General features: G+C 72.4%; 12 protein-coding genes and 1 tRNA gene. 10 read left to right on the forward strand and 3 right to left on the reverse strand.

Going from position 1 to position 12,943, the window contains the following annotated elements:
* Nucleotides 1-81 precede the first annotated feature (81 nt).
* From moaC to AB0412_RS19955, 5 genes are all read left to right on the forward strand, one after another.
* Entirely contained in the window at nucleotides 82-603 is a 522-nt protein-coding gene (gene moaC / locus AB0412_RS19935) for a cyclic pyranopterin monophosphate synthase MoaC (protein ID WP_366403890.1), read from the forward strand.
* Nucleotides 600-1,106, forward strand: coding sequence for a MogA/MoaB family molybdenum cofactor biosynthesis protein (locus tag AB0412_RS19940; protein WP_366403891.1), 507 nt, complete (start codon nucleotides 600-602; stop codon nucleotides 1,104-1,106). The genes moaC and AB0412_RS19940 overlap by 4 nt, the downstream gene beginning before the upstream one ends.
* A gap of 17 nt (nucleotides 1,107-1,123) precedes the next feature.
* Nucleotides 1,124-1,759 (forward strand): GNAT family protein, encoded by a 636-nt coding sequence (locus AB0412_RS19945; RefSeq protein WP_366403892.1) that lies wholly within the window; start codon nucleotides 1,124-1,126, stop codon nucleotides 1,757-1,759.
* 172 nt (nucleotides 1,760-1,931) lie between these two features.
* A complete protein-coding gene (glpR, locus tag AB0412_RS19950; protein WP_366403893.1) occupies nucleotides 1,932-3,254 on the forward strand; it encodes a gephyrin-like molybdotransferase receptor GlpR in 1,323 nt (440 codons plus the stop codon).
* Nucleotides 3,255-3,334: 80 nt separating this feature from the next.
* Nucleotides 3,335-3,408: transfer RNA gene (locus AB0412_RS19955), tRNA-Ala, on the forward strand.
* Between the two features lie 56 nt (nucleotides 3,409-3,464).
* Here AB0412_RS19955 and AB0412_RS19960 read toward each other — a convergent pair.
* Entirely contained in the window at nucleotides 3,465-3,956 is a 492-nt protein-coding gene (locus AB0412_RS19960) for a GNAT family N-acetyltransferase (protein ID WP_366403894.1), read from the reverse strand.
* Nucleotides 3,957-4,025: 69 nt separating this feature from the next.
* On the opposite strand from AB0412_RS19960, the gene AB0412_RS19965 reads away from it, so the two are divergent.
* Nucleotides 4,026-4,832, forward strand: coding sequence for an exodeoxyribonuclease III (locus AB0412_RS19965; RefSeq protein ID WP_366403895.1), 807 nt, complete (start codon nucleotides 4,026-4,028; stop codon nucleotides 4,830-4,832).
* A 173-nt stretch (nucleotides 4,833-5,005) separates the two neighbouring features.
* On the opposite strand, the gene AB0412_RS19970 is transcribed toward AB0412_RS19965, so the two are convergent.
* A complete protein-coding gene (locus AB0412_RS19970) occupies nucleotides 5,006-5,641 on the reverse strand; it encodes a MerR family transcriptional regulator (protein WP_366403941.1) in 636 nt (211 codons plus the stop codon).
* Between the two features lie 186 nt (nucleotides 5,642-5,827).
* On the opposite strand from AB0412_RS19970, the gene AB0412_RS19975 reads away from it, so the two are divergent.
* From AB0412_RS19975 to AB0412_RS19990, 4 genes are all read left to right on the forward strand, one after another.
* Nucleotides 5,828-7,414, forward strand: a complete 1,587-nt coding sequence (locus AB0412_RS19975) for an NAD(P)/FAD-dependent oxidoreductase (protein ID WP_366403896.1) — start codon at nucleotides 5,828-5,830, stop codon at nucleotides 7,412-7,414.
* Entirely contained in the window at nucleotides 7,411-8,355 is a 945-nt protein-coding gene (locus AB0412_RS19980) for an alpha/beta hydrolase (protein WP_366403897.1), read from the forward strand. Before AB0412_RS19975 ends, AB0412_RS19980 begins: the two co-directional genes overlap by 4 nt.
* Nucleotides 8,352-9,242 carry an SDR family oxidoreductase gene (locus AB0412_RS19985; RefSeq protein ID WP_366403898.1) on the forward strand — a complete coding sequence of 297 codons (891 nt, stop codon included), beginning with the start codon at nucleotides 8,352-8,354 and terminating at the stop codon, nucleotides 9,240-9,242. The genes AB0412_RS19980 and AB0412_RS19985 overlap by 4 nt, the downstream gene beginning before the upstream one ends.
* Nucleotides 9,243-9,318: 76 nt before the next feature.
* On the forward strand, nucleotides 9,319-9,525 hold the full coding sequence (locus tag AB0412_RS19990) for a hypothetical protein (RefSeq protein WP_366403899.1): 207 nt from the start codon (nucleotides 9,319-9,321) through the stop codon (nucleotides 9,523-9,525).
* Nucleotides 9,526-9,607: 82 nt separating this feature from the next.
* On the opposite strand, the gene AB0412_RS19995 is transcribed toward AB0412_RS19990, so the two are convergent.
* Nucleotides 9,608-12,904 carry a S41 family peptidase gene (locus AB0412_RS19995; protein WP_366403900.1) on the reverse strand — a complete coding sequence of 1,099 codons (3,297 nt, stop codon included), beginning with the start codon at nucleotides 12,902-12,904 and terminating at the stop codon, nucleotides 9,608-9,610.
* Nucleotides 12,905-12,943 lie beyond the last annotated feature (39 nt).

The following is a 12,943-nucleotide window of genomic DNA, read 5'->3' on the forward strand; positions in this document are numbered from 1 at the left end:
CGTCGCTTGGAGGTACCGTGTCGCGCACAGCAGGCCCGCGCGCCGCACCGCGACGGGCCCGGACCGGGAGCGCCGAGCAGCATGACAGTGCCTTCCCGGGGGAAGACCCCCGGATCCTCTGAACCATCCGAGCAGCATCACCTGACCCACATCGACGAGGCGGGCGCGGCCCGCATGGTCGACGTGTCCGGTAAGGACGTCACCGCGCGCACCGCCCGCGCCACCGGCCGTGTCCTGGTCTCGCCCCGCGTGATCGAGCTGCTGCGCGGCGAGGGCGTGCCGAAGGGCGACGCCCTGGCCACCGCGCGGATCGCGGGCATCATGGGCGCCAAACGCACCCCCGACCTGATCCCGCTGTGCCACCCGTTGTCGGTGTCCGGTGTGAAACTGGATCTGTCGGTCGCGGACGACGCGGTGGAGATCGCGGCCACCGTGAAGACCACGGACCGCACGGGCGTCGAGATGGAGGCGCTCACCGCGGTCTCGGTCGCCGCGCTCACCGTGATCGACATGGTCAAGGCGGTCGACAAGAAGGCGGTCATCACGGACGTGCGGGTGGAGGAGAAGACGGGCGGGAAGTCGGGCGACTGGAGCAGGGCATGAGCTATCGGGCGCTCGTGATCACCGCGTCCAACCGCGCCGCGGCCGGGGTCTACGAGGACAAGGGCGGCCCGCTGATCGCCGACGGCCTGAAGCGCTTCGGCTTCGCCGTCGACGGCCCGCAGGTCGTCCCCGACGGCGACCCCGTGGAGGCCGCCCTGCGCGCGGGTGCCGAGGCGGGGTACGACGTCATCGTGACCACCGGCGGCACCGGCATCTCGCCCACCGACCGCACCCCGGAGGCCACCCGGCGGGTGATCGACCACGAGGTGCCCGGCATCGCGGAGGCCATCCGCGCGTACGGCCGGGACAAGGTGCCGACGGCGGCGCTGTCCCGGGGCCTGGCCGGGGTCGCGGGCAGCACGCTGATCGTGAACCTGCCCGGCTCGAGCGGAGGCGTGAAGGACGGCCTCGCCGTACTGGAGCCCCTGTTGAAGCACGCCGTGGACCAGGTGCGCGGCGGGGACCACCCCAGACCCGGCGCGGGTAGCGGGGGTGCGAGCTGAACAGCCCCTCCTGGCCCGTGGAGCTGGTGGACGGAGACGTCGTCCTCCGGCCGATAAAGCTGCGCGACCAGCGGGCCTGGCGCGAGGTCAACCGGCGCAACCGCGACTGGCTGCGGCCCTGGGAGGCGACCATCCCGCCGCCCACGCCGTCCGGTCCGGTCGCGCACCGGCCGACCTACCGTCAGATGGTCCGCCATCTGCGGTCGGAGGCGAACGCGGGCCGGATGCTGCCGTTCGTCATCGAGTACCAGGGGCGTCTCGTCGGCCAGTTGACGGTCGCCGGGATCACCTGGGGTTCGATGTGCTCGGGGCACGTCGGCTACTGGGTGGACGAGGCGGTGGCCGGGCGCGGGGTGATGCCGACGGCGGTCGCCCTCGTCGTCGACCACTGTTTCCGCACCGTCGGACTGCACCGCATCGAGGTCTGCATTCGCCCGGAGAACGGCCCCAGCCGCAGAGTCGTCGAGAAACTCGGATTCCGCGAAGAGGGGTTGCGTCCGCGATATCTCCACATCGACGGAGCCTGGCGCGACCATCTCGTCTTCGCGCTCACGGCGGAGGAAGTCCCCGAGGGGCTCCTCAGCCGCTGGCACCGCGCACGTGCCCGCGACGAGCGGCGCGACCCGGGTATCCGGCACCATCCCGGAAATTGAATAAACGTTCGAAATTGATCGGGTGGCGACCGAGTCAAGGCGGGGAATTCCCGTCCCGGATGGTCGGCTGATCGCATCGGTCACAAGAAAAGTTCGAAATATCAGCCAGATCGTGCGACACACCGGCCCAATTGGCAGATGGCGTCATGCAAACCCCTCTACCGTGTGAGGCGTGAGCAGCAGCGGCCTCATCTACGCAGTCATCGTCGGGGCCTGGGCCGCCTACTTGGTGCCGATGTGGCTCCGTAGGCAGGACGAGCTGAACGAGGCCCGTCCGACGGAACGCTTCAGCACCGCCATCCGACTGCTGTCCGGACGGGCGGGCATGGAGCGCCGGTACGCCAAGGACCTGCGGGCGCGCTCCGCCGAGGACGGGGAGCAGGACGCCCACGACCCGGACGCGGTCACCGACTCGGTGGACGTCCGGGCCTTCGCCGTGTCCCAGACCCGCCGGGAGACCCGGGCGTCCGTACCCCAGCCGGAACCCGGCCCCGAGCCGGCGGCCGACGGGACGCGCGAGCGCACGGCCCGCGGGGTCCCCGCCGCCGAGGCGCCCCGCCCGCGGGTCCCGGCAGCCCGGCACGGATCCGCGGCCGAACGGGCGGAGCGGGCCGAACGAGCCGAGCGGGCCGAGCAGGCTGAGCGGGTCGAGCGAGCCGAACGGGCCGAGAGAGCCGCCCAGCGTGCGCAGAAGGCCCGAGCGGCGCAGGCCGCCGCAGCACGCGCCCGGCGCTCGAAGGTGCTCGCACGCCGCAGGCGCACCACCACCATGCTCTTCCTCGCGTTCACCCTGGGCGCGATCGTCGCGGCGGTCGGCGGGCTCGCGTTCCTGTGGGCGCCGGGGGTGCCCGCCGTGCTGCTCAGCGCGTACATCGCGTACCTGCGCTCCCAGGAGCGCCGCCGCTTCGCCTACCAGATGGACCGCAGACAGGCCGAGGCCGCGGCCCGGCGCCTGCGTGACCGGAGCCGCCAGCCGCGCAGGCGCGCCGCGGTGGACGAGGCGGACCCGGACGAACCGGAGGGCCCCGCGTCCGGTTCCCACCCGGCGCCCGACCAGGCCCCCGACCCCGACCTCTCGGCCCTCGCCGCCGGCCGTCGCGCCCTCGTCGAGCAGACCGACCACGCCGAGTGGGTGGACCAGCAGCGCGAGCGCCAGCGCCGCCCCGGCCAGGGCGGCGACAGCTGGGACCCGGTCCCCGTTCCGCTCCCGACGTACGTGACGGCCCCGGTCGCCCCGCGCGCCACCAGCGACGTGGACCTGGGCGCGCCGGACACGTGGAGCTCGGCCCGGTCGAGCGCGGTCGCACCGGAGGAGGCGCCGGCCTCCGCGGAGCCGTCCCGGCCGGACCCGGCGGACACCGACGACCGGCCGGACGACGGCGCCCGCAGTGACGTCCGCCGCGCGGCCTCGGCCCGCCGCGCCCGGGAGCGCGGGCGTACCCCGCTGTTCGACCAGTACGAGGACGGGGAGCACCGGCGGGCCGCCAACGAGTAGCCCGAACCCCCAGGTCGGCCCCGGCCGACAACGGATTTTTGAGCACCCCGATGGGGATGCTAAAGTTTCACTCGTTGCAAGGGCCTGTGGCGCAGTCCGGTAGCGCACCTCGTTCGCATCGAGGGGGCCAGGGGTTCAAATCCCCTCAGGTCCACCGCAGCTGAAAGCCCCCGCCGAGAAATCGGCGGGGGCTTCTTCGTGTTGGCGGGCCTACGCCGTGGGCTGCTGCAGCGGCTTGGCGTAGCAGCGGCTGTCCTCGTGGAAGCGGTAGTAGCCGAAGGGCTCGCAGGGCTCGTAGCCGCTGGAGGTGTACAGGGCTATGGCCTCCGGCTGCTTCGTGCCCGTCTCCAGGACCATGCGGAGGCGGCCGGCCGCGCGGGCGTCCTCCTCCAGGGCGGCCAGGATGCGGCGGGCCAGGCCCCGGCCGCGCATCTGCTCGATCACGTACATGCGCTTCAGCTCGGCGTCGCCGTCCCGGTTGCCCTCACCGTTGGCGTTCTGGGTCCGCCAGCCGCCGGAGGCCACGGGGGTGTCGTTCTCGTCGTAGGCGATGAGGTAGATGCCGTTCGGGGGCCGGAAGTCCGCGGGGTCCATGGGCGTGGCGTCGCCGCCGTCGCCGTATCGGACGTGGTACTCGGCCTGGACCTCGTCGTTCAGCTTGACGGCGTCGGGGTGGTCGTAGGGGACCCGGCGGATATTCATGCTGAGTACCGTATATCAATCCATGAGGTGGTGGCAGGGGCCTGTCCAGTGTGCCGGTATCGTGCCGGGGTGTTCACTGTGACCTCCGTCAATGTCAATGGGCTGCGGGCCGCCGCCAGGAAGGGCTTCGTGGAGTGGCTCGCCGGGACCTCCGCCGATGTGCTGTGCCTGCAGGAGGTGCGTGCGGAGCCGGAGCAGCTGCCCGAGGCGGTGCGGGCGCCCGAGGGCTGGCATGTCGTGCATGCGCCGGCCGCCGCAAAGGGGCGGGCCGGGGTGTCGCTGTACAGCCGGCGTGAGCCGGATCACGTACGGGTCGGGTTCGGGTCGGCCGAGTTCGACGGCAGTGGGCGCTACGTGGAGATGGACCTGCCCGGCCTCACCGTCGCCTCGCTGTATCTGCCGTCCGGGGAGGTCGGTACCGAGCGGCAGGAGGAGAAGGTCAGGTTCATGGGGGAGTTCCTCGCCCACCTCAAGGGGCTGCGCGAGCGGGCCGCCGCCGAGGGGCGGGAGGTGCTCGTCTGCGGCGACTGGAACATCGCCCACGACAAGGCCGACCTGAAGAACTGGCGGGGCAACACCAAGAACTCCGGCTTCCTGCCGGAGGAGCGGGAGTGGCTCTCGCGGGTCTACGACCCGGCCGACGGCGGCTACGTCGATGTCGTACGGGCCCTGCATCCGGACCTGGACGGGCCGTACAGCTGGTGGTCGTACCGGGGGCGGGCCTTCGACAACGACACGGGCTGGCGCATCGACTACCAGGTGGCCACTCCGGGGCTCGCCGCGCGTGCCGTCAAGGCGTACGTCGAGCGGGCGGCCACGCACGCCGAGCGCTGGTCGGACCACGCACCGGTGACCGTCGTCTACGACAGGGCCTAGGGGGTGCCCGCAAAGTCCCGCCTGCCCTGCGACGCCCGGCACGCCCTCTCGCCGCACCGGGCGGACACCCGAGTACAACCAGTACGCGGATGTCCGCCCGGCACACCGAGAGCACGCACCGGACGCCGCAGGGCCCGCCCTTCGGGCGGACGACGCGACTTTGCGGACACCCCCTAGGGGGCGCCCCCCTGGTCCTGCTTGCGCAGCCGCCGGTCCATGGCCAGGGACAGCTCCGCGTCCACCACGCTGCGGGCCAGGGGGCGCAGGCGGTGCAGGGCCTCCTCCGGGGCGTGACGCAGGATCAGGCCGGCGAAGAGATCGGCGAGGGCGTCCGCGTGGGTGCGGACCTCCTTGCCGGCGCGCAGGACCTCGGCGAGCGGGATGCCCTCGCGGACCAGCGCGGAGGAGACGTCCAGCAGGCGGCGGCTGATGTGGACGATCTCCTCGCCGTCGGTGCCGAGGTAGCCGAGGTCCATCGCCGCGGCCAGGTTCTCCGGGGTGACCTCGCCGGCGAAGCGGTCGGCGAGCTCCTCGGGGGTGAGGCGGACCGGGGTCTCGTCGGTGGGGGGCTCCATGCCGAGGAGTTCGCCGACGTCGCGGCCGTGGTCGAAGGCCTCGGCCAGCTCCGCTATGCCGTTCAGGGTGTGGCCGCGCTCCAGGAGGGCGGTGATCGTGCGCAGGCGGGCCAGGTGGTGGTCGTCGTACCAGGCGATACGGCCCTCGCGGCGCGGTGGCGGGATCAGCTTGCGTTCGCGGTAGAAGCGCAGGGTGCGCACGCTGATGCCGGCCAGTCGCGCCAGCTCCTCCATGCGGTACTCGCGCCGCTCGCCCGATCCCTCGTTGTCCTCTGCATCCTCTGCCACGTCAGCAGCCTAGGGCGTACCGCCGGTAACTTTCCTCGCGTGCCCCCTACCCATGAGTATGTCCCTGCTCTACTCTCCCCATTGCGCCAGTGTTCACTGGCAGGGTTCTGAGCGATGCGTGGAGGCTTCGGGATGGCCGAGTACGAACACGAGCATGTACGGGTCGCGGTGGTCGGGTCCGGGTTCGGCGGGCTGGGTGCCGCCGTCCGGCTGCGGCGCGAGGGGATCACCGACTTCGTCGTCCTGGAGCGGGCGAGCAGCGTCGGCGGCACCTGGCGGGACAACAGTTATCCCGGGTGCGCCTGTGACGTGCCCTCGCACCTCTACTCCTTCTCCTTCGCGCCCAACCCCGACTGGCCGCGCTCCTTCTCCGGGCAGGAGCACATCCGCGCCTACCTGGAGCACGTCACCGACACCTTCGGGCTGCGCCCCCACATCCGCTTCGACTCGGAGGTGAAGCGGATGGTGTGGGACACCGAGCGGCTGCGGTGGGAGATCGAGACCAGCAGCGGGAGCCTCAGCGCGGATGTCGTCGTCTCCGCCACCGGGCCGCTGTCCGACCCCAAGGTGCCGGACATCCCGGGGCTCGACACCTTCCCCGGCAAGGTCTTCCACTCCGCCCGCTGGGACCACGACTACGACCTGCGCGGCAAGCGGGTCGCGATGGTCGGCACGGGGGCCTCGGCCATCCAGATCGTGCCGTCCATCCAGCCCCAGGTCTCGCGGCTCACCCTCTTCCAGCGCACCCCGGCCTGGGTTCTGCCGCGCGTCGACCGGCCCATCAGCGGCGCCGAGCGCGCCCTGCACCGGGCGCTGCCCTTCACCACCCAGCTGCGCCGCGGACTGCTGTGGGGCATCAGGGAGTTGCAGGTCCAGGCGTTCACCAAGCACCCCGGCGAGCTCGGCTTCGTGGAGCAGCTGGCCAAGCGCAACATGGCCCGCGCCATCAAGGACCCGGCCCTGCGCGCCAAGCTCACCCCCGACTACCGCATCGGCTGCAAGCGGATCCTGCTGTCCAGCACGTACTATCCGGCGCTCGCGCAGCCCAACGTCGACGTGGTCGCGAGCGGGCTGAGCGAGGTGCGCGGATCGACCGTCGTGGCCGCCGACGGGACCGAGGCCGAGGTCGACGCCATCGTGTTCGGCACCGGGTTCCATGTGACCGACATGCCCATCGCCGAGCGGGTCGTCGGCGCCGAGGGCAAGACCCTCGCCGAGACCTGGGCGGGCGGCATGCAGGCCCTGCGCGGTGCGTCGGCCGCCGGATTCCCCAACTGGATGACGATCATCGGGCCCAACACGGGCCTCGGGAACTCCTCCATGATCCTCATGATCGAGTCCCAGCTGAACTACATGGCCGACTACCTCCGCCAGCTCGACGTCCTCGGTGGCCGGGCCGCCCTCGACGCCCGCCCCAGCGCCGTACGCGCCTGGAACCACCGCGTGCAGGAGCGGATGAAGCGCACGGTGTGGAACACCGGCGGCTGCACCAGCTGGTACCTCGACGAGAACGGGCGCAACACCACCATCTGGCCCGGCACGACCAGTGAGTTCCGGCGGGCGACCCGGCGGGTGGACCTCGCCGAGTACGCCGTCCTGCGCGAGCCCGCGAAGCAGCCGGCCGCCGAGCAGCCGGCCGCCGAGCAGCCGGCCGCCGAGCAGCCGGCCGCCGAGCAGCCGGCCGCCGTCCCGCAGGAGAACGCCGAGGTGACCGCGTGAGCCGGCTGACCCACGTCACCTCGGGGCCGTACGCCCCGCCGCCCGCCGCCCGTGAACTGACCGCCGTCTCCGCCGACGGCTCCCGGCTGCACGTGGAGGTGCACGGCTCCGACGACGCGCCCGCCGTGGTCCTGGCCCACGGCTGGACTTGCTCGACCGCCTTCTGGGCCGCGCAGATCCGCGAACTGGCCGCCGACCACCGTGTCATCGCCTACGACCAGCGCGGCCACGGCCGCAGTCCCGCCAGTCCCCTGTGCTCCCGCGAGGCCCTCGCCGACGACCTGGAGGCGGTGCTGGCCGCCGCCCTGGCGCCGGGCGAACGGGCCGTGATCGCCGGGCACTCCATGGGCGGTATGGCCATCATGGCGGCTTCCACCCGGCCGACGTTCCGTGAGCACGCCGCGGCCGTCCTGCTGTGCAGCACGGGCGGTTCACGGCTGGTCGCCGAGTCGACCGTGCTGCCGCTGCGCCCGGGGCGGGTGCGGACGTGGCTGACCAAGCGCGTCCTCGGCTCGCGCGCCCCGCTCGGACCGGTCACGGCCCTGTCCCGCCGCATCCTCAAGTACGGCACCATGGGCCCCGCTTCGGCCCCGCACATGGTGGACGCCTGCGCCCGCATCGTGCACGCCTGCCCCACGCGCGTGCGGTACGCCTGGTCGCAGCTGTTCGAGCCGCTCGATCTCGGCGACGCGGTGCGCGAGTTGAGAGTGCCGACCGAGGTCGTCGCCGGTGCCGCGGACCGGCTGACGCCGCCCGTGCACGCGCGGACCATCGCCGCCGCGCTGCCCGAGTGCCTCGGACTCACCGAACTTCCCGGCATCGGCCACATGACGCCGATCGAGGCGCCCGACCTGGTCACCGGGAAGATACGGGCCCTCGTCGCCGATCACATCAACCCCGTACCCGCCGAACCCCCCGTACCCGCCGAGGAGAGCGCATGAGCAGGGTCAGTCTCGAAGGTCAGGTCGCCGTCGTCACCGGAGCGGCGCGCGGGGTGGGCGAGTTGCTCGCCCGCAAGCTGTCCGCACGCGGGGTGAAGGTGGCGCTGGTGGGGCTGGAGCCGGACGCCCTCAAGCAGGTTTCCGCCCGGCTGCACAGCGAGAGCGACCACTGGTACGCCGATGTCACCGACGCCGAGGCCATGGCGCGGGTCGCCGGTGAGGTCAAGGAACGCTTCGGCAAGGTCGACATCGTGGTCGCCAACGCCGGTGTGGCGACCGGGGGTCCGTTCATCGACTCCGATCCGGAGGCCTGGCGGCGGGTGATCGAGGTCAACCTGATCGGGTCGGCGGTCACCGCGCGTGCGTTCCTGCCGCTGCTCGTCGAGTCCCGCGGCTATCTGCTGCAGATAGCCTCGCTCGCCGCGATCACGCCGGCGCCGATGATGACCGCGTACTGCGCGTCCAAGTCCGGTGTGGAGGCGTACGCGCACAGCCTGCGCGCCGAGGTCGGGTACCGCGGGGTGAAGGTCGGCGTCGGGTATCTGTCGTGGACCGACACCGACATGGTGCGCGGGGCCGATCAGGACGAGGTCATGCGGGAGTTGCGGCAGCGGCTGCCGTGGCCGTCCAACAAGACCTATCCGCTGGGTCCGGCGGTGGACCGGATCGTGGCCGGGATCGAGCGGCGCTCCAGCCATGTGTACGGGCAGTGGTGGCTGCGCGGGATGCAGGGGGTGCGCGGCTATCTGCCCGCCGTCATAGGGACGGTGGGGCAGCGCGAGATGCGGCGCTTCGCGGACCGGCTGGACGGCATGCGCATCGGCCTGGTCGGGGCGGGCGGCAACGCCGACGAGCAGCACAGGACTTCGACTACGCTCCGTAAGTGATCGACATGCGCAGGGTCACCGTCCGTGTGAATCTGGTCGAGCCAGATCCCCTCACCCCCCACGGGAGTGAACCCACATGGGTATGAAGGACCAGTTCCAGGAGAAGACCGAGCAGTTCAAGGAGCAGGCCAAGCAGCGGACCCAGCAGGGTCGGCAGGGTCAGCAGGGCCAGCCGGGCCAGCCGGGCCGCGAGCAGCAGCAGCGTGGTCGTCGTCGTGACGACGAGATGGACCCGCAGCAGCGGGAGTCCGAGGAGCGGTTCGACCGTGACTACGACGTGTAGCGGTTGGCTTTAGCCGAACGCGAGCGGGGCGCCCTTCGATTGACGGGCGCCCCGCTTTTGTGTTGCTGTTCCCGACCCCTCCTCACGAGCGGGGCGGTAGTTTCGGTCTTGATCTGTCCGGTACGTGGGAGTAGTCCGGCGGTGTTGCAGGCGGGTTGGTTTCCAGGAGGTCCAGGGCGAGGCGTACCGCGTCGTCGAGTTGGGCGTAGCGGCCCTCTGCCCAGTCCAGAGGGGTGCGGAGGGCCTCGAGGTCGGGGGTGACGCCCTTGTTCTCCACGGACCAGCCGTACGCGTCGAACCAGGCCGCGTTCATGGGGACCGTGATCACCGTGCCGTCGCCGAGGCGGTGGCGGCCGGTCATGCCGACCACGCCGCCCCAGGTGCGCTGCCCGACCACCGGGCCCAGCCGGAGCAGTTTGAAGGCGGCCGTGATCATGTCGCCGTCGGAGCTGGTCGCCTCGTCCGCGAGGGCCACCACCGGGCCGCGCGGGGCGTTGGAGGTGTACGACACCGGCTGGGCGTCGCGGGTGAGGTCCCAGCCGAGGATGGTGCGGGTCAGCTTCTCGATGACGAGTTCGCTGATGTGGCCGCCCGCGTTGCCGCGGACGTCGACGATGAGGGCCGGGCGGGACACCTCCATGCGCAGATCGCGGTTGAACTGTGCCCAGCCGGAGCCGCCCATGTCGGGGATGTGCAGATAGCCGCACCGGCCGCCGCTCAACTCCCGTACCACCTCGCGGCGTTTGGTCACCCAGTCCTGGTAGCGCAGGGGGCGTTCGTCGATCAGAGGGACGACGGCGACCCTGCGGGGCGGACCCTCGCCCTCGGCGGGCCGGAAGGTCAGCTCGACCGTCGTGCCGCCCGCGCCGGCGAGCAGCGGGTACGGGCCCGCCACCGGGTCGACCGGGCGGCCGTCGACATGGGTGAGGACCGCGCCGTCGCGGATGCCGGTGCCGGCCAGCGGGGAGCGGGCCCGGGAGTCGGAGGAGTCGCCGGGCAGGATGCGCTTGATGGTCCAGCCGCCGTCGCGGTGGACGAGGTTGGCGCCGAGCAGGCCCTGGGGGCGGCGGTAGTGCGGGGGACCCTCGTTGCGGCGGGCGGCGGTGACGTAGGCGTGGGAGGTGCCGAGTTCGCCGAGGACCTCGCGCAGCAGGTCCGCGAACTCGTCGGGGGAGGCGACGCGTTCGACCAGCGGGCGGTACTGCGCGAGAACCGCGTCCCAGTCGATGCCGCACATGCCGGGATCCCAGAAGTAGGCGCGGATCAGCCGGCCGGCCTCCTCGTACGCGCCGCGCCACTCGGCGGGCGGGTCGACCTCGTGCAGGATGCGCCGCAGGTCGATCCACACCGTGGAGTCGCTGTCACCGGCCTCGGTGGCGGGCACCGCGCGCAGGTCGCCCTCGTCGAGGACGACCAGGCGGGTCCCGTCGCCGCTGACCGCGAACAGGTCGAGGTGCTGGACGAGTTCGGACTTCTTCGCCTTGGTGATGGTGAAGTGCTCCAGCGTCGGCCGGCCGCTGGTGTCGTCCGGGTTGGCGAACGTCTCGCCGAGCGCGCCCGAGATCGGCCAGCGCAGCCACACCAGTCCGCAGCCCGCGACCGGGCGCAGCGCGGAGTACTTGGACGCGGCGACCGGGAACGGGGTGACCCTGCTCTCCAGCCCCTCGACCTCGACGGTCACCGCACCGCTCTCCTCGCCCTCCTCCGCCTCCACCGGGTCCAGGCCACCTGCGGCCGGACGGCCCTCGGGGTTCAGGGCGAAGGGAGAGGGCGTCGCCGAGGACAGCGGCACCAGATACGGGCGGCAGCCCAGCGGGAAGGACAGATCGCCGGTGTGCACGTCGTACACGGGGTCGAAACCGCGCCAGGACAGGAAGGCGAGATAGCGGCCGTCCCGGGTGAAGACGGGGTTCTCGTCCTCGAAGCGGCCGTCGGTGACGTCGACGATGAGACGGTCCTTGATGCGGGCCAGTTTGATCTGCCGCAGCGAGCGGCCGATGCCGGGGTGCGACCACGTCAGCCAGCTGCCGTCCGGGGAGAACGCCAGGTCCCGCACCGGCCCGTTGACGGAGCGGATCAGCTCGGTGACCTCGCCGTACGCCTGCTTCTCCCCGGCCGCCTCCCCGCCGGCCGTCTCCCCGCCCTCGCCCGTGTCCTCGCCGACGCCGACCAGCAGCAGCCGTCCGTCGTGCGAGGCGACCGCCAGCCGCTCGCCCTCGGGGTCGGCGACCATTTCCAGCACCCGGCCCAGCCGGCCCGAGGCCAGTCGCCGGGGAGCGCGCTGGCCGCTCGCCCTCGGCAGGGAGGCGATCTCGATGGCGTCGTCGCCCTCGGCGTCCGTCACATACGCCACCTGTCCGCTCGCGCCGAGCATCTCGGGCAGCCGCACCCGTACGCCGGGGACGTCGACGAGGGTGCGGGCCGGGCCGTCGCGGTGGGTGAGCCAGTACAGGCTGCCGCGGACGACGACGGCACTGGCCCGGCCGGTCTCGTCCACCGAGATGCCGTCCAGGTGCTGGGCGGCGGGCACCTGGTAGGGGCGCCGGCCGGCCCGCGGCCCGCTCAGCCGCACCTCCAGCCTGCGCGGCGCCGAGCCGGGGGACAGGTCGTCGACGATCCACAGGTCGCCGGCGCACTGATAGACGACACGGCGGCCGTCGGTGGAGGCGGCGCGGGCGTAGAAGGCGTCGTGGTCGGTGTGCCGGCGCAGGTCGGAGCCGTCGTACGCGCACGAGTAGAGGTTGCCGACGCCCTCGTGGTCGGAGAGGAAGGCGATCCGGCCGCCGACGAACATCGGGGACTCGAGATGCCCGTCGATGCCCTCCAGCAGCCGGTGCCCGTGGAGCCACAGCCTGCCCGTGGCGCCGCCCCGGTAGCGCTTCCAGGAGGCGGGTTCGTGCGGCGGCGTGCCGGTGAGCAGCAGCGTCCTGCGCTCGCCGTCGAGGTCGGCGACCTGGATGTCGGCCACCGGCCCCCAGGGCAGCTTGCGGCCCGGGCTGCCGTCGCAGGTGAGCTTGTAGGCCCAGGTGAAGTGCGAGAAGGGCTCGCCGTGCGAGGTGACGGCGAGGATCTCGGCGTGCCCGTCGCCGTCGGGGGGCGCCCAGCCGCAGACCTGGGTGTCGGTGCTGCCCCAGTACGACAGCCGGCGGCCCGGACCGCCGTCCACCGGGACCAGATGGACCTCGGGGTCGAGGCTGCGCCAGCTGGTGTACGCGATGTGGCGCCCGTCGGGGGAGAAGCGGGGCGGGCCGAGCTTGGTGCGGTCCACGGTGAGCCGCCAGGCCCGGCCGGGACCGTCGAGCGGGGCGAGCCAGAGGTCGTCCTCGGTCACGAAGCACAGCAGGTCGTCGTTGAGATGCGGCAGGCGCAGATAGCTCACCTCCCCATGCTTTTCCGGGTGGCGGACCCGGGCAACTCG

The sequence above is a fragment of the Streptomyces sp. NPDC052012 genome, from assembly GCF_040689265.1.
Lineage (GTDB): Bacteria > Actinomycetota > Actinomycetes > Streptomycetales > Streptomycetaceae > Streptomyces.

Bases quoted from the DNA above. Each gene is read 5' to 3' on its own strand.
- moaC (WP_366403890.1), top strand. From the start codon at position 82: ATGACAGTGCCTTCCCGGGGGAAGACCCCCGGATCCTCTGAACCATCC.
- AB0412_RS19940 (WP_366403891.1), top strand. From the start codon at position 600: ATGAGCTATCGGGCGCTCGTGATCACCGCGTCCAACCGCGCCGCGGCC.
- AB0412_RS19960 (WP_366403894.1), bottom strand. From the start codon at position 3,956: ATGAATATCCGCCGGGTCCCCTACGACCACCCCGACGCCGTCAAGCTG.
- AB0412_RS19970 (WP_366403941.1), bottom strand. From the start codon at position 5,641: ATGGAGGAGCTGGCGCGACTGGCCGGCATCAGCGTGCGCACCCTGCGC.
- AB0412_RS19975 (WP_366403896.1), top strand. From the start codon at position 5,828: ATGGCCGAGTACGAACACGAGCATGTACGGGTCGCGGTGGTCGGGTCC.
- AB0412_RS19985 (WP_366403898.1), top strand. From the start codon at position 8,352: ATGAGCAGGGTCAGTCTCGAAGGTCAGGTCGCCGTCGTCACCGGAGCG.
- AB0412_RS19990 (WP_366403899.1), top strand. From the start codon at position 9,319: ATGGGTATGAAGGACCAGTTCCAGGAGAAGACCGAGCAGTTCAAGGAG.